Consider the following 22582-nt stretch of genomic DNA (forward strand, 5'->3'; position numbering starts at 1 on the left):
GGGACCGGGAATGATAGAAGATGAAAAGCAAGACCGTACGTCAGACCGCCTACGTAGCTGCTGCCCGGCCCAAGCTCATTCCCACCGCTACCGGCTCTTCCCAGAACGCAAATTCCGTCGCAGGGGCCTCGCAGGTTGGGCAGTGATAGTCGGGCACGTCGGCCCAGGCGGTGCCCGGAGCCACCCCCTGGGCTGGGTCGCCGTAGGCCGCGTCGTATACCGTCAGGCAGTGGCGGCAGCGCGGTAGGGCCGCAGCGGGGTTAGTAGATTCCGCGGCGAGGTGGGCAGGGAGTTCTTCTGCTCGTTCCAGTGTTTCGGTTTCTGCCTGGGCGTAGAACTGCTGGCATAGTTCGCTCAGATACCAGCCCAGCAGGTCGCGGCGCACCTGCTGGCGGAAGGATACAAAGTCGCGGGAGTTAGGGTTGAAGTCGCGGGTGTGCAGGATTTCGTAGTGCTCGGCACCTGGGCGCAATCCGGTCGAAAGGCGGATAATAATGGAGCCGAACAGGCCGGTTTGGGGCCGGGTTTTGATGGCAAAGCACAGCTGGTAGGTACGCACATCCTCCTCATTGAGGTAGCGCACCAGCTCGTGCTTCAGGGCCAGACCCAGGGGGCAAGTATCCTCGACTTGCCAGTTGAGTTCGTTGGCCGCGTGCCGCACGTTGATGCGGTGGCGGCAGAGCACGGCGTCCCACTGGCTGCGGTCGGCCGGCGCAATACCCTTGACGACGAGCGACTTCCAGGGTGTAGTGCAGAGCTGACCCACGCGCGTTTGCAAACACACCCGGCACACATCCTGCAGAAAGGCCACCGAAAACTGCTCGTTGCGACGGTAGATACCCAGCCAGAGCTGCTGCCCGCTGCGGTTAAAGCCTTCGTAGTAGGGCAGCATAAAGGGCGGCAGCGTCAGGGCCTCCGCCGCCATTCTCGTTCCCAAGGGCAGGCCCGCGCTGACCTGCTCATAGAGCCGCTCCCCCGCCGTCGTCAGGTCGGGAAGTGGGGCCGGTTCGGCCAGCAGCACCCGCTCCACGGCGGCACTAAGAGCTGGGATATCCTCCGAATACACCAGCCGGGGCCAGGCATAGAGGTGGCCGGTGCGGGGAAAGCGCACGTGCAACTGCCAGTAGTTGCTGGTTTCGGCGGCAATGAAATTGAGGTGACCGGTAAAGAACGGCACGAAGGTCTGTCGGCTGTCGACGAGGTTGATTTTCAGCCGGGGGCGGTAGTCAAACCCATCCAGAATGTCCTTGTAGACGCCTTCCCGCAGCCAGGCAGCGCTGTAAAACACGTCTTCGCCCACGTAGGAACTCACGATATTGGGGTGGGCTTCCGGGTCGGGCTCGGCCAGCACCCCGGCTGCGGCCAGGGCCTGCAGCAACGCCCGCCGCCGGGCCGGCTCCACGGTCAGCAAGAGCTGCTGGCGGTGCCCAAGCTGCACCTGCTCAATGCCGGCCGCCTCAGCCGCCGCTAGCACGGCCAGCAGGTCGCCGGCCGGCACGATACCGCCGGGCAGATTTACGGCCACCACACGGGGCGAAGCTTCAGCGGCCTTCATACAGACTCAGCGTAAGTCACCGCTACTACAGCTTGAGGCGCCAGCTCATCGGCCAGCAGGCGTTGTACTTCGGGCCGGCAGGAACCGCAGCCGGTACTCGCGCCCGTGGCCGAGCACAGGGCCGGTAGCGTAGTGCAGCCCGCTTCAATGGCCTGACGCAGATTGCCGGCGCCCACGTTGTTGCAGCTGCAGATGAGCTTGCCGAGCACGGGCGTCGCGGGGCGGCCACTGCGCAGCAGCTGTAGACGTTTGTCGCTCAGCTCAGTACCGTTGGCAATCAGCTCCCGGAATTCCTGGAACTCGGCTTTGTCGCCGATGAGAATGGCCCCGACCAGGCGGTCCTGGTAAATGATGCACTTCTTGTAGTAGCGCTGGGCTTTGTCGATAAACACGATTTCCTCGTAGCCCGGCACGCCGGCGGGGCACTCGGGCAGGCCAATGCTGCACAAATCGAAGCCGTGAATCTTGATGATGTTCATAAACGTGCTGCCCTGGTAGAAGCTACCCACGTCGCCGCTGAGGAAACGGGCTACCACGGCGGCCTGCTGCTCGGCAGCGGCCGTGATGCCGTAGAGCGTGCCCTCGAACTCGGCAATTTCGCCCACGGCAAACACGCTTGGGTCACTGGTTTGCAGCCGCTGGTTTACCACCACACCGCGGCGGCAGTCCAGGCCGGCCTCGCGGGCCAGCTCCAGGTTGGGCACGGTGCCGATGGCCAGAATCAGCGCGTCGCAGTCGAGGCGGCGGCCACTTTTCAAGCCCACACCGGTAAGCCGGGTGCGGCCGTAGTAGAGCTCCACCTCGTCGTTGAAATACAGGTCGCAGCCCTGGTCGAGCATTTCTTCCTGCAGCAGCTGGCTGCCCAGCGGGTCGAGCTGCCGGTCGAGGAAGCGGGAAATCCGCTGGATGATGGACACTCGCACCCCGGTTTCGCGCAGGGAGGCGGCCATTTCCAAGCCCAGCAGCCCGCCGCCTACGATGACCACGTGCGCGTCCCGAGCGGGCAGGTGCTGCCTGAATGAATCGGCGTCGAGGCGGCTGCGCATGGTGAAGATACCGGGCAGGGCAGGCACGTTGCGGGGCACGGCCGCCCGGCTGCCGGTAGCCAGCAGCAGCACGTCGTAGTCGGTGCGCTGCCCCCGGGAGTCCACCACGTATTTTTCCTGGCGGTTAATTTCTTCCACGCTCACGCCACGCCACAGCGTGATCTGGAAGCCGGGCTCTTCCTCGTCGCGCATTTTCACCAGCTGCTCCCACTGCTGATGCCCACTGATGTAGTCGGGCAGCATGACGCGGTTGTAAAAAGGAAAGTCTTCCTTGCTGAAAATGGTGATGCTGTCGTCCTGGTTTAGCTCCCGGTAGGCCTTCACGAAGCCATACGCCCCGGCCCCGGCCCCTACCACCACGACGCGCTGCCGGGGCTTGCGGTACTTTTCGAGCTGCACGGCGCAGAATTTGAAATCGGGCTCCTTGGAAATCGGGTCCACTGCATTCGAGGTGACGTTGTTGGCCCGGTGCAGGTCGGAGCCCAGGATTTTGCCCCAGTGCATGGGCAAAAACACCACCCCCGGCCGGATGCCGGTCGTCAGCCGGGCCGCCACCCGCACACTACCCCGCCGCGACGAAACCGTAACCAACTCTCCCTCCTGCACCTGCAAAGCCTGGGCATCATGAGGATGTACCTCGATGAAGGCCTGGGGGCTGTGCTGGCGGAGCTTGCTGACCTTGCCGGTCTTGGTCATGGTGTGCCACTGGTCACGCAGGCGGCCGGTGGTCAGGATGAAGGGAAAGTCCAAATCGGGTGCTTCGCTGCGGAAGGTGGCGGCCACGGGGTGAATCTGGGCCCGGCCCGAAGGCGTGTAAAAGCGGTGGTCGGTGAAAAGCCGGGGCGTTCCGGAAGCGGCCTGGCCAGGGCGGTAGGGCCACTGCACGGAGCCGCGCTGGCGCAACTCGGCGTAGGTCAGGCCTGCAATGTCGAGCGTGGTGCCGGCCGTCAGGCGGGTGTGCTCCAGGTAAATGGCTTCGGTGGTGGCATAGTCGAAGCCGGAGAAACCCATTTTGCGGGCAAAGCGGCAGAGGATTTCCACGTCGGGCAGGGCTTCGCCGGGGGCGGCCACCACGCGGGGCAGGTAGCTGATGCGGCGCTCGGAGTTGGTCATGGTGCCTTCTTTTTCGGCCCAGGCGGCGGCAGGCAGCACCACGTCGGCGTAGGCCAGGGTTTCGGGCTTGGAGCTGATATCCTGCACCACCACGAACCTGGCTTTGGCCAGTGCTGCCTCGGCCTGCCGCACGTTGGGCAGGCTGGTCAGCGGGTTGGTGCAGACTATCCAGATGGCCTTGAGCCGGCCGTCTTCCAGGGCCTCAAACATTTCGGTGGCCGTATAGCCGGGCTTCTCCGCCAACGGCCCGCTGCCCCAGAACTGCTGCACTTCCGTGCGGTGCTGGGCATTAGCCAGGTTGCGGTGGGCCGGCAGCAGGTTGCTCAAGCCACCTACTTCCCGCCCGCCCATGGCGTTGGGCTGCCCGGTGAGCGACAAAGGCCCCGCGCCCGGCTTGCCGATCTGGCCCGTAATCAGGTGCAGGTTGAGCAGACTCAGGTTCTTATCTACCCCCACCACGCTCTGGTTCAGGCCCATCGTCCACATCGACAAAAAGCCCTGAGCCGCCCCAATGTAGCCGGCCGCCCGGCGCAGGTCGGCTTCCGCTACCCCGCATAGGTCGGCCGCCTCGGCTACGCTCCGCTCAAAAACCAGCTTCTTGTAGGCCTCGAACCCCTCGGCGTGCTGCTCAATGAAGTTTAAGTCGATGTCGCCGTTTTCAATCAGCACCCGGGCCAGGGCCTGGTGCAGCACTACGTCGGTGCCGGGCAAGAGCTGCAGGTGCACGTCGGCCAGGGTGCAGGTGTCGGTTACGCGCGGGTCTACGACGATGATTTTGGTGGCCGGGTTGGCGGCTTTGTGAGCCTCCACGCGCCGCCATAGAATGGGGTGGCACCAGGCCGGGTTGGCCCCGGTCACGAGCAGGCAGTCGGCCAGCTCGATGTCGTCGTAGCAGACCGGTACGCTGTCTTCGCCCAGAGCCATTTTGTAGCCCACCACCGCGCTACTCATGCAGAGGCGGGAGTTAGTGTCGAGGTTGTTCGAGCCGATAAAGCCCTTCATGAGCTTGTTGAGCACGTAGTACTCCTCGGTCAGGCACTGGCCGGAGGCGTAGAAAGCCACCGAATCGGGACCGTACTGCCGGATGAAAGTGGTGAATACCGCGGCCGTCCGCTCCAGGGCTTCGTCCCAGCTTACCCGCTGCAACGGGCGGCTTTTAGCATAGCGCATCTGGGGGAAGAGCAGCCGGTCGCGGCGGTCATTCACGGTGTATTGTAGGTGCAGGCCCTTGCTGCACAGCGCCCCGCGGTTAACGGGGTAATCGGGGTTGCCCGTTACGCGCACGTCGCCCTGCTTGTCCGGCTCGACCAGCACTCCGCAGCCCACGCCGCAGTAGCAACAAGTAGAAGGAAGCGCGACAGCTGAATGGGCCATACGGGGGAGGGTAACGAATGGAGAAATGGATAACGCTTAGGCGCCGGCCAGTGTGAGCGGGGCTTCGGGGGCCGTTTCGCCCAGCTCCTTGCGAATCAGGCGGATCAGCAGCACCAGGCCGCCCACAGCGCCCACCCCGATGCCGATGTAGAGAAAGGCTGTGCTGTAGCTGATGGAGGCCGATTTGAACAGGAAGCCTACCAGCATGGCGCCCAGGTTGCCACCCGCCCCTACCACCCCGCTCACGCTGCCCAGGGCCTGCTTGTTCACGAAGGGCACGATGGAATAGGTACAGCCGTTGGCCATTTTCAAAAACAGGGCAAACCCCAGCATGGCCGCAATAGCCAGCGGCAGGCTAGGCGCCAGGGCAAATAAGGCAATGCCTATGCCTTCCAGAATCAGCAGCCCACTCAGCAGCAGCCACTTGCCCCGCATGCCGGCCCGGCGGCCCACTACGTCGCTCACCCAGCCACCCAGGCCCCGGGCAAAGATGTTCATGAACCCAAAGACACCGGCCAGCATCCCGGCCAGTACCAGGCTGGCCCCGAAGTGGTCGACGAAGTAGACGGCCGCCACGTTGTCGATGGTGATTTCGATGCCGAAGCAGGCCCCGTAGGCCAGGGCCAGCACCCAGGTACGGTAGTCGCGCAAGGCCAGCAGAAAGGTACCCTTCGATTTTTGGGCGGTGTCGCGCTCAATATCGCCGTAGTTGCCACGGGGCGTGTCCTGGGTGTATTTGTAATAGAGCCCGGCCATGACCAGCAGAACGACGCCCGGCACCACCATGGCCAGCCGCCAGGAGTTGGCCTGATCGACGTAGCCCAGCGAAACGAAGCCGGCGGCCACCAGGGGCATCACCATGTTGGCAATGCCGCCGCCGAGGTTGCCCCAGCCGCCGGCCACGGCGTTGGCCGTGCCTACCACCTTGGGCGCAAACATCATCGAGGTGTGAAACTGGGTGATGACAAACGAGGCCCCGATGATGCCAATGGCCAGCCGAAACAGCAGAAAGACCTCGTAGCTGTTGCTCAGGCCAATGAGCAGCACCGGCACGGCCCCCACCACGAGCAGCAGTGAGTACGTCAAACGGGGCCCCAGCGTGTCGCAGAGCTTGCCGACGATGAGGCGGGCCAGAATCGTGGCGGACACCGAGGCAATAACGATGTTGCCAATCTGCCCCTTATCAAGGTGGAGCTGCTCGCGCACTAGGGGCATGAGCGGGGCAATGCCAAACCAGCCAAAAAAGCAGAAGAAAAACGTGAGCCAGGTCAGGTGAAACGTGCGCATCTGCACGCCCTTGGTAGCGAAGATGTTGAGGCGGGTCAGGGGCTGCTGGGCAGCGGGCAAAGCATCCATCATACGGGCAAAGCGTTTTGAATGAAAGGCTGTTTTCAGGCTAGATTCCGGCTTAATAAACCAGGTCAGTTATTGAACAGAACCGGCTTGAAGGTGAGCATGGCCCAGGCCCACTGGTTGTGTTGCTGTCCGTCGCGCCCCTTCAGGGCATCGAGCGAGGCGGTGGCCAGCAAGTGCGAGTAGCCCAGCTTAAAGCTGAACTCCGGACTCACGTTGGCACTAAGCTGCACATCCAGCTCCTCGCCCAGCCGCCTGCTCAGGGCCTGCTCGGTTGTGCCCGAAGCGTACACCCGGGCGGGGGCCTCGAAGTGGTGCAGGTGAGCTAGCAGGCTGGTTTTGGGAGCCAGCTTGAAAGTGGTTTTCAGGTAGAAATCAGCCAGGCCGGCGGTGCGGCCATTCTGCCCGTGGTTGTTGCCCACGTAGAAGTAGTCCATGTGCCCGTAAAAGGCGTGGTTGGTGCCGTAGAGCGGTACAAAGGCGTGGTTGCGGGAGTCGGTAGCGTCGGAGCCCGAGAGGTAGTCCAGGCCCAGCGTGAGCGGGGTGAGCTTGGTGGCCAGCGTCAGGCTGCCCGCCGCTAGGTAGGCCCGCACGGCCCGGCCGACGGCATCGTAGCCGGTCTGGTAATACGCTTCGCCAGTCAGGGTTGTGCGGCCGGCGGTGGCTTCACCCGTCAGGCCGTAGGTTTGGCGGTAGTAGGTCGTGGAATCAGGGCGCTGCCGGCCGTCGTTGAAAAACAGGGCCGAGAGCTTGCCGCGGGTCCACTCCTGATGCAGCCACAGGTACTCCATAGATTTGTAGTTGTCGACGCCCCCGTAGTAGGTGTCAGCGAGCTTGGCGGGCTCCAGGGAAAACGACTGGTTGAACCCTGCCCCACCGTGCACCGTGAAGCCCGAGCTGTCGGCATACATGAGCTTCAGCGCGTCGTGGCTGCGGCCCTGCTGGGCCCAGTCGAGCCCGCCCAAAAACCGGGCGTTGTCGTAGTCGAGCACCTGCCGGCCTACCCGCACGGCCAGCCGGGAGTTGAGGCGGTACTGCCCGTAGGCCTCAAACACGTTGAACAGGTTGGGGTCGGTTTTATAGACCTGATTGGTGCTGCCCCAGATGCGCACGTCCTGCATTGAAAGCCGCACGCTCACTTTATCGCGCCCGTAGTCCAGATTGAGGCGGGAGCGTTGCTCGACGAAGAAAGCCGGCTGCTCACGGGGCGTGTTCACCGTCCGGAACCCGTCGCGCAGCTCCGTGCGCGGCCGGATTTCGGCCGATACCACCACTTGTCCCACCGCCGCCGGGCCGGGCAGCAGCGCCACCGCCAATGCTACCCAAGAAAGCCTATTCGCAGTACAGTTCTCGGGCATACAAAGTGGTTAGCGGTGAGTAGACAATAAATTGAGCAGCAGTTGGCAACGCCTCACCCGGCTTCCAGGCCGATGAATACCAGCCCGTCCTCGACCTTCACCGGGTACGTGCGGATGCTGCACTCGTCGCCGTTCAGGCACTCGCCGGTGAGCAACGAAAAGGTGCGCTTGTGAAACGGACAGGCCACTTTGGGCTCACAGGCCTCGCCGGTGCTGCCGATCATGCCGCGGGCCAGGGCCATCTGCTGCTTGTGCGGGCACAGGTTCTGGGTGGCGTACCACTCGCCGCGGCGGGCGAAGTTGAAAATGGCAATCTGCTCGCCTTCCACCAGGGCGCAGGCCCCGCCGTCGGCCGGAATGTCTGTGGCCTGGCACACGGCCACCCACGTTACGTCAATGACAGCTTCCATCGGTCGTAGCTTGATTTGAAAGGATTTGGGCGGCAAATGAGCGGCGCTGCAACACCACCCACCGCGCCCGTTTTGCTCGTTGGACTTCCGGGCCACCCCGGCGTGGGGCGGCAAGGGTTTTGTCTTAAAAAAGTGCTTTGGAGTACCTGTTACCAGGCTTTTACAATCTTCTGCCCCCGCACCGGCTCGAACTCGATGGAAGGATCCTTGACCGTGGGCGCATTCACGAAGTGGGTGAACTGCCGGCGCAGCTCGGGGTTTTCGACCACCTCGCGCCACTCGCAGTGGTAGTTCTGGATCAGCAGGGCCATTTCGGCTTCCAGCTCGGTGCAAATGCCCAGGCTGTCGTTGACCACCACGTTTTTGAGGTAGGCCAGGCCTCCGTCCAGCTTGTTGAGCCAAGTGGCGGTGCGCATCAGCGGGTCGGCGGTTTTGATGTAGAACATCAGGAACCGGTCGAGGTAGCGCACCAGGGTTTCCTTGTCGATGTCGGTGGCCAAGAGCTGGGCGTGCTGGGGCTTGGCGCCGCCATTGCCACACACGTACAGGTTCCAGCCCTTCTCGGTGGCAATGATACCGAAGTCCTTGGCCTGGGCCTCGGCGCACTCCCGCACGCAGCCGCTTACGCCGCTTTTGAGCTTATGCGGGGAGCGAATGCCCTTGTAACGGTTCTCAATTTCGATGGCCAGCGACACGCTGTCGTGCAGGCCAAACCGGCACCAGGTGCTGCCCACGCAGCTTTTTACGGTCCGCAACGACTTCCCGTAGGCGTGTCCGCTCTCAAAGCCGGCGTTGATGAGCTCTTCCCAGATATCGGGCAGGTCACTCACGTGGGCCCCGAACATATCGATGCGCTGCCCGCCCGTAATCTTGGTGTAGAGCCCGTACTTCTGGGCCACGCGGCCAATGACCATCAACTGCTCGGGCGTAACTTCGCCGCCGGCAATGCGGGGCACCACCGAGTAGCTGCCGCCCTTCTGGATGTTGGCCAAATACCGGTCGTTGGTGTCCTGAATGGTGTTTTGCTTGACAATCAGATCATTCCACAAGCCCGACAAAATGCTGCCGATGGCCGGCTTGCAGGTTTCGCAGCCGTCGCCCCGGCCAAAGTGGTCGAGGGCGGCATCGTAGGTGCGGATTTCGTTGATTTTGCACAAATCGAACAGCTCCTGCCGGGAGTACTCAAAATGCTCACACAGCACGTTCTTGATATAAGCGCCCTGGGCCAGTAGGGTACCGTTAATCAAGTCCTTGACCATGGGTACGCAGCCCCCGCAGCCGGTGCCGGCCTTGTTGCACTTTTTCATGCCGTCCACCGTCGTGACACCCAGTTCAGTCACGGCCCCGCAGATGGCACCTTTCGTCACGGCTTCGCAGGAGCAGACCAGAGCCTCATCGGGCAGGCTCAGTACGCCCGCGCCTTCGGCGGCCTCCCCGCCCCGGGCGCCCAGGATCAGGTCTTCGGGGTGGGGCGGCAGCACGATTTTGTTGTTGACGGTTTGTAGCAGCAGGTTGTAGGCTTCGGCGTCGCCAATGAGCACGCCGCCGAGCAGATACTTGCCGTCGGGGCTGATATTGATGCGCTTGTAGACTCCGCGGTGGGCATCCTCAAACACGATGGAGCGGCTGTGGGGCTCGGCAATAAACGGGTCGCCGAAGCTGGCCACGTCCACGCCGATGAGCTTGAGCTTGCTGCTCATGTCGTAGCCGGTGAAGGCCCGGGCACCCTGGGTCAGTTGACTGACGACTACCTCGGCCATGTCGTAGCCGGGAGCGACCAAACCGTAAATCATCCCCCCGTGCAGGGCGCACTCGCCAATGGCAAAGATGCGCGGGTCCGAGGTTTGCATCTCATCGTTGACGACAATACCGCCCCGCAGGCCCACTTCCAGGCCGGCAAGCTTGGCCAGCTCGTCGCGGGGCCGGATGCCGGCCGAAATCACCAACATGTCAACGGGCAGCTGGGAGCCGTCGCCGAAGTGCAGGGCCTCAATCTTGTCTTCGCCGCCGATGCTGGCGGTGGCTTTGCTCAGGTGAATGTTGAGGCCCAGGGCTTCAAGCTTGGTTTGCAGCATTTGGCTGCCGGCCGCGTCGATCTGCCGGGGCATGAGGCGGGGCGCAAACTCGATGACGTGGGTTTCGGGCACGCCCAGGTCGAGCAGAGCTTTGGCCGCTTCCAGGCCCAGCAGGCCGCCACCTAATACAGCCCCGCTGCGGGCCGTGGCCGCGCAGGCTTTTATTTCTTCCAAGTCCTCGATGGTGCGGTAGACCATCACGCCAGCCTTTTCCACGCCGGGAATGTCGGGCACAAAGGCCGAGGAGCCAGTGGCCAGCACGAGGTAGTCGTAGGGCTGCACTAGGCCGCCGCGGGAATGAACCGTTTGGCTGGCCCGGTCTATTTCCTGCACCGGGTCGCCCAGGTGCAGGGTGATATGGTGGTCGTGGTACCACTGCAGGGGGGCCATCAGCAGGTCGTCGGCCGTTTTGCCCCCAAAATATTCACTCAGGTGCACTCGGTCGTAGGCCACGCGGGGCTCTTCGCCAAACACCACCAGATTGAAGGCCGGGGTTTTGGCGAGAAGCTTCTCGCAAAACTTGTAGCCAACCATGCCATTGCCAATGACAACGACGATTGGAAGCGGCTGCGGTACCATATGCCTAAAGGTTAGGACGAGAAATGAGACGAGCGTTAAGGGTGGGTGGGATAGGTCGAGTGGAGCGGCTACTCTACGAAGAGCACAAAATATCTTACCCTTCAATTTAAAGGGGTTTTTACCACCTTTTTTACAAGTATAAGCAAATACCCCATATTTCAAAAGGCCTGTTTCAGCATTTTTACATAAATATTGAAAAACACACCCTTTAATTAAGGGCATATTTTACAAATTTTCGCTTTTCAAAATATCCTTTATTACTACGGTACCTATTTGGCTCAAGGAATATCAAAGGACTCCGTGGCGCGCCAACCTTACAGGTTCCGAACCACTCTACCAGAAGCACCAGGCCCCGCCGAGACGTTGCTCAGCGGGGCCTGGTAGAATAGTCGGCCTAGAATCCGGGCGCTGCTAGAATAGGAGCCGGTCGGACAGAGCTTCGATTTCGGCCCGCTGCACCAGCACCCGCTGCCATTCCGCCGGAATCTGCTCTACCCCGAAATACAACCCGGCTAAACCACCCGTAACGGCACCGGTAGTATCAGTATCGTCGCCCAGGTTCACGGCCGTTAATACCGTGTCGGCGTAGAATTCGCCGCGCAGCAGGCACCACAGCGCCGCTTCCAGGGTGTGCACCACGTAGCCCGACGACTGGATATCCGCTTCCGAAACCAGGTTCAGCTGCGGGTCCAGCACCCGTTCAAACACCTTGATTTCCTTGGCCAGCTTCGGCAGCAGCTCGCGGGTTATTGCCGGATATAGCCGCTGCTGGGCTTGCACTGGCGTCAGGCCTTGCAGGAGACCCCAGGCAACTTCCAGGTAGAGGTAGCAGGCCAGCGTGGAGCGGTAGTGCCCATGGGTAAGGCTACATACGTCGTGGGTGAGGCGCTGCCGCTCAGCCGGGTTGGCCCGTTGCCAGAGCGGATGAAACACCAGGGGCAGAATCCGCATCAGGGCCCCGTTGCCGTTGTCGTACTCCCGGGTACCGCCGGCTTTTTTGGGCGCTACGCCTTCCTGCAACCGCAGAATGGCTTCCCGCGTGGCAATACCTATGTCGAACACCGTACCGTGGGGCGTCCAGTAGCCAAAGTCCAGCCAGTTGATAAAGCGGCGGCTCAAATCGGCTACATCAATGGCGTAGGCCCCCACTCTGGTCAAGGACTCGGCCAGGCAGAACGTCAGGGAAGAATCGTCAGACCAGGTGCCGACGGGCTGCTGGTGGGTGCCGTATTCGCGCATGCCCACAACGGGGTCGAGGCGGCGCTGGGCCCGGCTGGCAAACTCCACGGGCACGCCCAGGGCGTCGGCTACGGCTAGGCCCAGCAGGGCGCCGCGGCAGGTATCTGCATGCATATACTCTGGTTTATTCGTTTGCCGCAAAGTAGGCAGATTCCCGGTTTCCCGCTTCTGCCCGCCGGTTTGGGGTATCACATGATTGTGTAAGGCCCGGGCCGGCCGAATCTGTAGTCCGGGCCTTACCTTTGGGGCCATGAACGACGCTGCGCCCCTCTCTGCTTCCAAAAAATGCCCCCACTGCGGTTTCTGGTCACCGTGGCAGCAGAAGTCGGACGACACCTGTGCGCGGTGCGGGCAGCTGCTCGACCCGGTACGCAACCGTAGTGAGCAGGCCCGGGACCAGGAAAGCAAACAGCCCATGTCCCAGTTCATGCTCCTTGAAATAAGTCCCGACGACAAAGGCCTGGTACGCCTTGGGAAGCAGCTCATCCGGGGCGGACAGTTGGCTTTTGCGGCCACCCTGTCCTTTATTTTGTGGTTTTTGGCCCTGGCCGCTGGCTAATGGTCGTGCCCCGCGAGTTTTGCCGCCCGGCCTTCTGGCTGCCGCTGCTGGTGTATCTGCTCTACCAGGTCAATGCCCGCTTCGGCCACTTTCCGCTCCCGCTCCTGCTGCGGGCCTACCTTTCCGACCTGCTGGCCATGCCCGTCATTCTGACGTTGGCCCTGGTGGTACAGCGCCGCTGGGTGCACCGCCGCACCTCATTCATTCTGCCCGATTCGTGGCTGCTGGGGGCCTGGCTGTATATATCGGTCTGGTTTGAGCTGCTCCTGCCCCTGCTGTCGGCCCGCCACACCGGCGACTTCTTCGACGCCGTAGCCTACGGCCTGGGCACGCTGTTTTACCGGCGCTTTCTGAACCGGCCTGCTTAGGCCGCCGGGAACCTTCCCGTCGGCCTTGCTCGTACAAGCGGGTCTCAGGACGGGCGCCGGCACGGCTGCTCCGTTGAGGTTGTGCACCTAACTCCGACGTATGTTCTCCGATTTGCAGCGCGTGCTGAACACCTACTGGCAGCAGTTCCTTTACATTTCTCCCAAGCTACTTATTGCCTTTATCGTGCTGGTGCTGGCCATTTTCGTGGCCAACCACCTCAGCGGCCTCATCGGGGGCAAGCTGCGCGCCAAGTCCCACGACCCGCTGATGGCCGACTTCCTGACCCGCTTCAGCAAGTGGGCCCTGATTCTGGCGGGCGCGGTGCTGGCCATGGAAGTCGTGGGGCTGTACGCCATTGTGGGCGGCCTGGTGGCCGGCGCGGGCTTGTCGGCCTTCATCGTGGGCTTTGCCCTCAAGGATATTGCCGAGAACTTTCTGGCCGGAGTGGTACTGGCCTTCAACCGCCCGTTCCGCATCCACGACACGGTGCAAATCAAAGATTTGGTGGGCAAAGTAGAAGACCTGAGTTTGCGCGTGACGATAATCAAGACTTTCGACGGCAAGCACATCTTTCTGCCCAACGCCATGGTGCTGCGCGAGCCGCTCATCAACTTTACCCGCGACGGGTACATCCGCCAGGATTTCCTGGTAACTATCGAGTACGGGGCCGAAGGCTCCAGCCAGGAAGCCTCCGAACTAGTATTGAACTACCTGCGCTCCAACAAGGACGTCGAGGATAAGGACCCGCACACGCCCTACGTCATCCTGGAAAAAGCCACTGCCACCACGGCCGACCTGCGGGCTTATTTCTGGACCTTTTCCGAGGACTACCGCCGGGGCACGCTGCAGCTTAAAAGTGGACTGATGCGCGGCATCAAAGCCGGCCTCAACCGGGAAGGCTACACGGTGACCAACGTGGTACAGTAGTTTTTTCGGATTTGCCGGGGCCAGCTCCACCCGTTTTTCACTATCATGCGTTGAGATACACTAGCTGAGCGGCGGCATGCTTGGCCCCGTCCCGTTCCGTTTCCCTTGCCGATGGCCAAAACCCTGCTTCACCGTACCCTTAGCCCCCTGCTGCTGTGGCGCTTGCGTCACGTCAACGACCGAGTGTATCTGATTCTGGTGAGCGTGCTGGTGGGCGGCCTGGCGGGACTAGCGGCCGTCATTCTCAAAACCTCGGTGCAGAAAGCCCAGGACCTGCTCTATTCGTGGGTACCCGAGCAGGATCGGGTATTTGCCCTGTTTCTCTACCCCATTATCGGTATTGGCCTCACGGTGCTTTTTACGCGCTACGTGCTGGGCGGCTCCCTGAGCCGGGGCATCGGGCCCATCATCTATAACATTGCCCGGCAGAGCAGCATCGTGCCGCGCAGCAAGCTCTACTCCCAGCTGGTCACCTCTTTTCTGACCGTCACCTTCGGTGGCTCGGCCGGTCTGGAAGCCCCGATTTCGGTGACGGGCTCGGCCCTGGGTTCCAACGTGGGCCGGATTCTGCGGGTGGGGCGGCGCGAAAGGCGACTGCTGGTGGGCTGCGGGGCTGCGGCCGGCGTGGCGGCCATCTTCAACAGCCCTATTGCCGGGGTGCTGTTTGCCGTAGAAGTCATTCTGTCGGAGCTCTCGGCGCCGTTTTTCATTCCCCTGCTCATTTCCTCGGCCACGGCCACAGTGGTGTCCAAGTCGTTGTACGCGGGCCAGCCCTTCGTGCTGGTTACCACGACCTGGCCGGTGCAGGGCATTCCGTTTTACATCGTGCTGGGCTTGCTCACGGCCCTGCTGTCGGTGTACATGATCCGGATTTACTTTCTGGCCGACAAGTACTTCGAGCGCAAAAAGGGTACGTTCAGCAAGGTCCTGCTCGGGGGCCTGGCCCTGGGCGTCATGGTATTCATCTTCCCGCCGCTGTATGGCGAAGGCTATAACACGGTGCAGCTGCTGCTCAGCGGCCACCCCGAGCAGCTTACCGATGCCTCGCTGTTTTCGGTATACCGCGACGAAAATGTGTGGACGATCTTGCTCGTCGCCGTAGCCAGTATGCTGCTCAAAGTGTTTGCGACCTGCATTACGGTGGGCTCGGGCGGCAACGGGGGCATGTTCGGCTCCTCCCTGTTTGCCGGTGCCCTAATCGGCTTTATTGCGGCCCGCCTTATCAATCTGAGCGGTATTTACCCCATTTCGGAGGTGCACTTCGTGGTGCTGGGCATGGCCGGCACGCTGGCCGGCGTGATTCACGCTCCGCTTACGGCCATCTTCCTGATTGCCGAAATCACCGGCGGCTACGCGCTGTTTGTGCCCCTGATGGTGGTCTGCTCCAGCTCCTACCTCATTACGCGCTATTTCGAGCCTTACTCGGTATACACCCGCAAGCTCGTTACCCGCGGCGTGTACATGCACGCCGACCGTGACCGGGGCCTGCTGGCTCAGCTCGACCCCATGTCGCTGGTCAGCACTGATTTTATGCCCGTGAGCCCCGATAGTACGCTGGGTGAACTGGTTACCGTGTTTCGGCACGCGACGCGCAACCTGTTTCCGGTGGTGGATGGCGACGGCCGGCTCGTGGGCGTCGTCTCGCTCGATACCGTGCGCGACGCGCTATTCGACGACGAGCACTACAACACCACCCGGGTGCGCGACCTGATGACACCCCCACCCGCCTACGTCAACCCCGACGACACCATGCTCGACGTGCTGCGCTGCATGGACCAGCTCAACGCCTGGGCCCTGCCCCTAGTCAGCAATGGCCGTTACGTGGGCTTCATCCTAAAGTCTGTCATCCTGGCCAGTTACCGCCGGCAGCTGCTGAAGGAAACGGAATAGTTTTGATGTGTTAATGCGCCATGTGTCCTTGCTAGGCGGATCTGAAGCCATCCTTCCTCTGCGCAAGTAGTCCCGCACTTTTACGAAAAAGCTCCTTCCTACGACATGTATGAAGGGGCTTTTCACATTAGAAGGCTGAGCACATTTTAGAGGACGGATTACCACGGCTGTGCCTCGCAAGGACATGTGAAACACATTCCCCACATTAACCTAGTATTCTCCGATTTCGGGCTCTTTACGGGCCATTAGCAAGCCAATCATCATGAGAACACCAGTAAGTAGGATGACCACGAAGAGGATATTCTCGCTGACTTCGCCGATGGAGTGTTCGGGAGGAATGCTGTAGAAGAGCAGCACCGTTATCAGGCCTTTGGGCGCAATAAAAAGCTCGGGCACCAGATCGGTGCGGGCCACGAAGCGCAGGTAAACGTAGCGGATGGCTGTGAGCACACCCACGATAAGCAAGCCCTGGAGCAGCAGCGTGACGCTCAGCAAACTGGCCAGCGTGATGGAATAGCCGAAGAGCAGAAAGAAAAACGTGCGAATCAGAAAGGCCGACTCGGCGGTGATGCTCTTGAGCTGGTGCAGCTCGCCGGCCAGTCTCTCGGGCCGAAACCAGCGCTTGAGTGGGCCCTTCAGAAACAGTTCCGCGTTGTTGACGGCCAGTCCGAATACCAGCACCAGCAGCAGCGACGAGAGGTGAAGCTTTTTGGCGGCGCTGTAGAGCAAAATTAGGAAGGCGAAAATCAGGAAGAACTTGATGTGCAGCCGGATCCGGTCGAGCAGAAACGCCAGAAGCAGCGTGCTCACGATGGCCACGACGATGATGGCCAGTACATCGCGCGAGAAGGTGATGACCGAAACGCCTTGGGCAAAGTCGTCCTGCAAGGCGAAGTTGAAGAACATGATGCCCAGAATGTCCGAAAACGTGCTTTCGTAGACGATAAACTCCTGCTTTTCACCCCAAAGCCCGGCCACGCTGGGAATAGCAATAGCGCTGCTGATAACGGCCAGCGGCACGGCATTCACCAGGCAGCTTTGCAGGGACGCGCCCACATAGGCCCGCAGCAAGAAGGCAATAGCCAGGGCCTGCACCACCAGCATCAGGGCCGCCGCCAGAAAGGAGCGCCGAATCAGCGGGGCTTTGTCGCGGCTGATTTTCAGATCCATGGCCCCTTCCAGCACAATCATAATGAGGCCGATAATGCCGAAGATCTGCAGTACTACCGACGGAATGCGCAGGGCAAAGTCGAGGTAGTCGGCGGCTTGGCGCAGGGCAATGCCGGTGAGCAGCAGCATCAGCACCGAGGGCACCTTGGTAGCCCGGGCGGCCAGGTCAAACAAGTAGGACAGAATGACGGCGATGCTCAGCCCAATCAGGATGGAATACGGACCCATACGGCGCGGAAAAGTCAGACAATCAGCTCAACTATACGGCCCGGTTAGACATTCCGCCGACTTTTTGTTTGGTCTGAGCGGCCCTGTTGACCCGAAATTGGAAACGGGACCGTAGCCCATTTCGCCCATTCGCACCCGAATCACTCGTACCTTGCGGCCGCATGGCACCTACTTCCTCAGCGCCTTTTATTGCCGTAGTCGGCGGCGGACCGGCGGGCCTGCTGGCCGCCCAGCGCCTGGCCGAAGCCGGCCACCGGGTCACGGTTTTCGAAGCTCAGCCCACCGTGGGCCGCAAGTTTCTGGTGGCCGGGCACGGGGGCTTCAACCTGACCAACGCCGAGCCGTTGCCGGCCTTTACCCAACGCTACGGCGCCCGACAAACCGATTTCGGCCGCTTCCTGAGCCACTTCACCCCCACCGACCTGCGCCAGTGGCTCGGCAGCCTAGGCATCGACACCTTCGTAGGCACCAGTGGCCGGGTTTTTCCTGTCGAGGCCCACAAGCCGGCCCAGGTGCTGCGGGCCTGGCTCCAGCACTTGCAAACGCTGGGCGTACAGCTGCGGGTGCGCCACCGCTGGCTGGGCTTCACGCCCGAGCGCGCCCTGCTTTTGCGCGACGAAGCCAGCGGGCAGGAGTTCAGCGTGCAGCCCGCTGCCACGGTACTGGCTTTAGGAGGAGCCAGTTGGGCCAAGACCGGTTCGGACGGGCAATGGACCAGCCTGCTCAGCTCCTGGGGCGTGGCGCTGGAGCCCTTCGCGCCCTCCAACTGCGGGGCCGAAGTAGCTTGGTCGGAGTTTTTTCGAACGAAAGTAGGCCGCGCCCCGCTCAAGAATATTGCCCTCGAATGCGGCGGCCAGACGGTGCGCGGCGAGCTGCTGCTAACTGATTACGGCGTGGAAGGCACCCCGGTGTACGCCCTGACGCCGCCGCTGCGCGCGGCCCTGCAAGCTTCGGAACCAGCCCGGCTCTATCTGAATCTGAAGCCCGACCTGACGGCCGAACAGCTCCGGCACAAGCTGCTGGCCCCCGCAACGGCAAGTCCGTGGCCGTTTACCTGGAAAAAGCCCTGCGCCTGGGCCCGCCCGTCCCGACGCTGCTGCGGGAGCTGGCCCCAGCTGAGGCGGGGGCCTCGGCGGATGCGTTGGCGGCGCTGTTGCAGCGGCTGCCCATTCCCGTCACGGGGTTGCGGCCCTTGGACGAAGCCATTTCCACGGCTGGAGGTGTGGCCTGGCCGGAAGTTGATGAAAATCTGATGCTGCGGCGGCTGCCGGGCGTATTCTTGGCCGGCGAAATGCTGGATTGGGAAGCGCCCACCGGCGGCTACTTATTGCAGGGCTGCCTGAGCACCGGCGCCTGGGTAGCGCACGGCGTTCAGCACTGGCTCGGCAGCGGCCAGCCAACGTAAGCAGCAGCCGGGCGCGGCCCTAGTCCTCGTCCGGGATTTCGACGCCCCGGGCGCGGGCGTCGGCTTTGGCCAGAATGGCTTTGGCTTCGGCCAGTAGTTGCTCGCCCCGGTCCATTTCCTTGCGGTAAAGCAGGGCAAACAGAATGAAGAAGGACACAATCGGCAGCACGCACCCCAGGGTAAACCAGAGCCAGAACGAGCGGCCGTAGCTGTAGGCGCAGTAGCCCGTGGTGAGCGGCAGAAAGGACAGGGCGCAGACAAGAGCCAGCAGTATATCAATAAACATAACGGGGGCCGCTAAATGCTGACAGAAGAAAAGCCGGATGCACCCGGCAGCTACCTAAGGTACGCTGGTTGCCGCCGATAGGCAAAGAAAACCGTGGCTTTTTGCAGCAGGATAACCGCCCGGCGGCCCGGATGTTGGCCCGTGCGGCCAGAATGTTGGCTAAGGCAAATACCACCTTCTGTCCTGTTTTCCCGTACCTTCCGCAGTACGCCCCCTTCCTCTCGTTTGTTTGCCCGCCCCCCGAATGCCCATGTGGGACCATCAAAGCCTATTCCGTGTCACGGCGCAACTCTTCGCCGACGGCATTTTCAACCTGCTCGACCGCAACTTAAAACCCGAAGTTTTTCTGCTTGGCCTGGCTTCTGCCCGCGAAACGGATGAGCCCCAGGCCGTTGTAATTGAGCCTGCCACCCACCGCTACTCGCCCGCCGACTTTGCCGAGGTAAAAGCCCAGGCCGCTGCCCTCGAACCCGACGGGCCCCGCGACATGGTGTATCACCTGTACTCTACCGACCAGGACCGCTACGAAAAGCTGCGCTGGTATGATTTGATGCGTCGCTCGGCCCTGAACATCCTCACCGACCTGAGCGAACTGCGGGGGGAAGACCGAATCAGCTTTTGCTCCCTGCCTGTAAGTTTGCACGGCTACCTCGTGGTCGTGGTGCTACAGCTGTCCAGCGAAGCCTACCACAGCTATTACTCCTTGCCGGTGCAGCAGCGCGGGGCTCGCTCGCCTTCGCTGCTCAACGCAGCCGTATACGAGTTTCTGCAGGATTGCTCCCGGGCTCTGCGCGAGTCGGATACGGATGAGGACCGGCCCGTGCTCGACCGGGACTACAATGAGGTGCTGCGCGCCGCCGGCCGCCGGTTTATGCTGCGTGCCGCCGCCGGTAGCCACGGCCTCTACGATGCCTGCAACGGCGTGGCCGCCCTGCGCCACGAGGGCGACGAAGGCGTGGGCACTATGCTCGTAGCCCGCCGCCACCACCCGGCCGTGGTGCCGGTCCTGACCCTGGAAACCCCGATTCCGCTGCGTGACCACCGCTCCATCCGCAAGCTACTGGAACTCAGCGAAGGCCGCACCTCCCTGATTACCGACGCCTCCGACGTCTTTGGCCTAGGCCACGTGGTGGAGCCCAGCGACCCGCACTACGAGCCCCTGTTTACGGTGCACTTCACCAAGCACTACAGCTGGGAGCTTAGTCACGCCGGGCACGTGATGATGAAGGTGGTGTCGAATACGCCCCGCCTGCCCCAGGGCCGCGTCGATGCCGACAACTTTGCCCGGGCCGTGGAGCGGGTCTTTCCCCAAGTGGATGAGCCCGGCATTGCCTACCTCTGGGAACTGACCCAAAACGCTACCAAGCAAACCAACGGCACCATCCTGGTCATTTCCGAGGGCGCGGCCCAGGAGGCGGTGCGCCTTACCCGGCAGTGCTTCCGCGTGACGCCCCGCATCATGACGCCCTCGGTTTTGCGCCTGGTAACCAACATTGACGGGGCCGTCTTCATCGACCCCACCGGCGTGTGCTACGCCATCGGGGCCATCCTCGACGGCTTGGCCACCGAAAAAGGCGACTCCTCCCGCGGCTCCCGCTACAATTCGGCCGTGCGCTACGTGGAAAGCAGCCGCTACCCTTGCCTGGCCATCGTCGTCAGCGAAGACGGCCTGATTGACTTGCTGCCCCCACTGAAACGGTAGGCGTTAACGTGCGAATGTGGGTAATATGCTAATTTTTCGTGTCCCTGCGAGCGAATCACGGCCATCCGTCCTCTGCTCGTGACTAACGCTCTTTTACCAGAAAGCCCCTTCCTACACGCCGTAGAAAGGGGCTTTTCAGTTAAGCATACTCCGCACAGTTCAGAGGACGGATTACCAGGGCTGTGCCTCGCCAGGACACATGGAGCATTAGCCCATTAACCCTTTATCCATTCACGCTGCGCATCATCTGCTCGGGGTAGCGCTGGCCGGCAGCTACGCCTTTGGGGGCAATTTCATCGAGTTGGCGGAGCTCATCCTGACTGAGCTGTACTTCCAGGGCACCTAGATTCTCCTCGAGGTAGCTGATGCGCTTGGTTCCAGGAATTGGGGCAATATCCGAGCCTTGGGCCAGTACCCAGGCCAGGGCCAGTTGACTAGCCGAGCAGCCTTTCTGGCCGGCCAGGTCCTTGATCCGGGCCACTAGGTCCAGGTTTTTCTGGAAATTCCCACCCTGAAAGCGGGGCGTGTGGCGGCGGTAGTCGTCCTGGTCGAGGTCCTCGAACTTCTGAATCTGGCCCGTAAGGAAGCCACGGCCCAGCGGACTGTAGGGCACAAAACCAACACCTAATTCGCGTATTGTAGGCAGAATCTCGTCTTCCGGCTCCCGGCTCCAGAGCGAATACTCGGTTTGCAAGGCCGAAATAGGGTGGACACTGTTGGCCCGGCGCACGGTATCGGCGGCGGCTTCGGAAAGGCCCAGGAAGCGCACCTTGCCCTCTTCTACCAGGCGGCTCATGGCCCCCACGGTTTCCTCGATGGGCGTGTTGGGGTCAACGCGGTGCTGGTAGTAGAGGTCAATGTAGTCGGTGCCCAGGCGCTTGAGGCTGCCTTCGCAGGCCTGGCGCACGTACTCAGGGCGGCCGTTGACGCCGCGCTTGGCCGGGTCGTTCGGGTCGCGCTGAATGCCAAACTTGGTAGCCAGCACAAGTTGCTGGCGCCGGCCCTGGAAGGCCCGACCCACCAGCTCCTCGTTTAGGTAGGGGCCGTACATATCGGCCGTGTCGAAAAAGGTGACGCCCAGTTCCTGGGCCCGGTGCAGGGTGCGGGTGCTTTCAGCGTCGTCGCGCTGGCCGTAGAAGTCGGACATGCCCATGCAGCCCAGGCCCAGGGCCGAGACGCGCAGGCCCTGCTGGCCCAAATTGCGAGTTTCCATGTAGTGTGTGGTTGTGGTGAAATAGGTTCGAGCAGGTATAACCTACGAGCCGCCGATTTGATTGGCTACGTAACAACACTGGTTTCGCCATTTTGGCGGGTTGTGCGTTAAAGGCAGAAACCCTTCCGACTATGGCTACCCCGACCCGCCCGACGATTCCGACTTCTTCCGCCACCTTCGACCAGGACGAGCGGCTGCGCTGGGTGGAGCGCGTGGCTCATCTGCTCGACAGTCAGTTTAAGCTTCCGGGCACCAACTTCCGCTTCGGCCTGGACCCCATCCTGGGCCTGTTGCCGGTGGTGGGTGGGCTGCCAACCTTAGCCGTATCGGGGGTGCTGGTAATGACCATGATGCGGCACGGAGCCAGCGGGGCGCTAGTGGTGCGCATGGTGCTCAACATTCTGCTTGACACCATCATAGGCGCCATTCCCATCCTGGGCAACATCTTCGACTTCGCCTACAAAAGCAATGACCGAAACGTGGCTTTGCTGCGGGCCCACTACGCCGAGGGCAAGCACCAGGGCAGTGGCCGAGGCCTGCTTACGGTAGTGCTCATCGGCTTTTTCATCTTCCTGGCGGCTCTGATCTGGGGCCTCTGGACGCTAACGGCCTGGTTCTGGCAGTACGGTAGCCAAAACTGGTGGTAAACGCTTTTTAGGCCCCTGAAACGCATCATGCTGAGCGCAGTTGAGGCATCTCTCCCGCCAAAGTAGTTTACTTACTCCTGCGGG

The 22582-nt window shown here is 61.9% G+C and carries 18 protein-coding genes; 8 read left to right on the forward strand and 10 right to left on the reverse strand.

Going from position 1 to position 22582, the window contains the following annotated elements; all coding sequences use genetic code 11:
- Positions 1-49 precede the first annotated feature (49 nt).
- The 7 genes from MUN80_RS19650 to MUN80_RS19680 all read right to left on the reverse strand — a co-directional run bounded on the left by MUN80_RS19650 (position 50) and on the right by MUN80_RS19680 (position 12216).
- A complete protein-coding gene (locus MUN80_RS19650; protein ID WP_244715505.1) occupies positions 50-1555 on the reverse strand; it encodes a rubredoxin in 1506 nt (501 codons plus the stop codon).
- Positions 1552-5088 (reverse strand): molybdopterin-dependent oxidoreductase, encoded by a 3537-nt coding sequence (locus tag MUN80_RS19655; RefSeq protein WP_244715507.1) that lies wholly within the window; start codon positions 5086-5088, stop codon positions 1552-1554. Before MUN80_RS19655 ends, MUN80_RS19650 begins: the two co-directional genes overlap by 4 nt.
- A gap of 36 nt (positions 5089-5124) precedes the next feature.
- The gene (locus tag MUN80_RS19660) at positions 5125-6447 is read right to left on the reverse strand and encodes an MFS transporter (RefSeq protein ID WP_244715509.1); all 1323 of its coding nucleotides are present in this window, start codon (positions 6445-6447) and stop codon (positions 5125-5127) included.
- A gap of 62 nt (positions 6448-6509) precedes the next feature.
- On the reverse strand, positions 6510-7799 hold the full coding sequence (locus tag MUN80_RS19665) for an alginate export family protein (protein WP_244715511.1): 1290 nt from the start codon (positions 7797-7799) through the stop codon (positions 6510-6512).
- 53 nt (positions 7800-7852) lie between these two features.
- Positions 7853-8209, reverse strand: a complete 357-nt coding sequence (gene nirD, locus MUN80_RS19670) for a nitrite reductase small subunit NirD (RefSeq protein ID WP_244715513.1) — start codon at positions 8207-8209, stop codon at positions 7853-7855.
- A 149-nt stretch (positions 8210-8358) separates the two neighbouring features.
- Entirely contained in the window at positions 8359-10863 is a 2505-nt protein-coding gene (nirB, locus tag MUN80_RS19675; protein WP_244715515.1) for a nitrite reductase large subunit NirB, read from the reverse strand.
- 411 nt (positions 10864-11274) lie between these two features.
- Positions 11275-12216, reverse strand: coding sequence for an ADP-ribosylglycohydrolase family protein (locus tag MUN80_RS19680; RefSeq protein ID WP_244715517.1), 942 nt, complete (start codon positions 12214-12216; stop codon positions 11275-11277).
- Between the two features lie 136 nt (positions 12217-12352).
- Here MUN80_RS19680 and MUN80_RS19685 point away from each other — a divergent pair, with 136 nt between their 5' ends.
- From MUN80_RS19685 to MUN80_RS19700, 4 genes are all read left to right on the forward strand, one after another.
- Complete coding sequence (locus tag MUN80_RS19685) at positions 12353-12661, forward strand: hypothetical protein (protein ID WP_244715519.1); 309 nt, start codon at positions 12353-12355, stop codon at positions 12659-12661.
- A complete protein-coding gene (locus MUN80_RS19690; protein WP_244715521.1) occupies positions 12661-13029 on the forward strand; it encodes a magnesium citrate secondary transporter in 369 nt (122 codons plus the stop codon). The genes MUN80_RS19685 and MUN80_RS19690 overlap by 1 nt, the downstream gene beginning before the upstream one ends.
- 100 nt (positions 13030-13129) lie before the next feature.
- Positions 13130-13957, forward strand: a complete 828-nt coding sequence (locus tag MUN80_RS19695) for a mechanosensitive ion channel family protein (protein ID WP_244715523.1) — start codon at positions 13130-13132, stop codon at positions 13955-13957.
- A gap of 111 nt (positions 13958-14068) precedes the next feature.
- Positions 14069-15847 (forward strand): chloride channel protein, encoded by a 1779-nt coding sequence (locus MUN80_RS19700; protein ID WP_244715525.1) that lies wholly within the window; start codon positions 14069-14071, stop codon positions 15845-15847.
- A gap of 210 nt (positions 15848-16057) precedes the next feature.
- On the opposite strand, the gene MUN80_RS19705 is transcribed toward MUN80_RS19700, so the two are convergent.
- Positions 16058-17245, reverse strand: coding sequence for a cation:proton antiporter (locus tag MUN80_RS19705; protein ID WP_244715526.1), 1188 nt, complete (start codon positions 17243-17245; stop codon positions 16058-16060).
- A gap of 161 nt (positions 17246-17406) precedes the next feature.
- Here MUN80_RS19705 and MUN80_RS19710 point away from each other — a divergent pair, with 161 nt between their 5' ends.
- Entirely contained in the window at positions 17407-18498 is a 1092-nt protein-coding gene (locus MUN80_RS19710) for a TIGR03862 family flavoprotein (RefSeq protein WP_262922022.1), read from the forward strand.
- On the forward strand, positions 18438-18650 hold the full coding sequence (locus MUN80_RS26045) for an NAD(P)/FAD-dependent oxidoreductase (RefSeq protein ID WP_375373963.1): 213 nt from the start codon (positions 18438-18440) through the stop codon (positions 18648-18650). Before MUN80_RS19710 ends, MUN80_RS26045 begins: the two co-directional genes overlap by 61 nt.
- Positions 18651-18669: 19 nt before the next feature.
- Here the strand turns inward: MUN80_RS26045 and MUN80_RS19715 are convergent, their stop codons facing one another.
- Entirely contained in the window at positions 18670-18936 is a 267-nt protein-coding gene (locus MUN80_RS19715) for a hypothetical protein (RefSeq protein ID WP_244715528.1), read from the reverse strand.
- Positions 18937-19165: 229 nt separating this feature from the next.
- Between MUN80_RS19715 and MUN80_RS19720 the strand changes: the two genes are divergently transcribed.
- On the forward strand, positions 19166-20638 hold the full coding sequence (locus tag MUN80_RS19720; protein WP_244715530.1) for a diadenylate cyclase: 1473 nt from the start codon (positions 19166-19168) through the stop codon (positions 20636-20638).
- Between the two features lie 223 nt (positions 20639-20861).
- On the opposite strand, the gene MUN80_RS19725 is transcribed toward MUN80_RS19720, so the two are convergent.
- Positions 20862-21851 carry an aldo/keto reductase gene (locus MUN80_RS19725; RefSeq protein ID WP_244715532.1) on the reverse strand — a complete coding sequence of 330 codons (990 nt, stop codon included), beginning with the start codon at positions 21849-21851 and terminating at the stop codon, positions 20862-20864.
- A gap of 131 nt (positions 21852-21982) precedes the next feature.
- Here MUN80_RS19725 and MUN80_RS19730 point away from each other — a divergent pair, with 131 nt between their 5' ends.
- The gene (locus MUN80_RS19730) at positions 21983-22498 is read left to right on the forward strand and encodes a DUF4112 domain-containing protein (protein WP_244715534.1); all 516 of its coding nucleotides are present in this window, start codon (positions 21983-21985) and stop codon (positions 22496-22498) included.
- Positions 22499-22582: the final 84 nt, after the last annotated feature.

Source organism: Hymenobacter cellulosivorans (assembly GCF_022919135.1).
Classification (GTDB): domain Bacteria; phylum Bacteroidota; class Bacteroidia; order Cytophagales; family Hymenobacteraceae; genus Hymenobacter; species Hymenobacter cellulosivorans.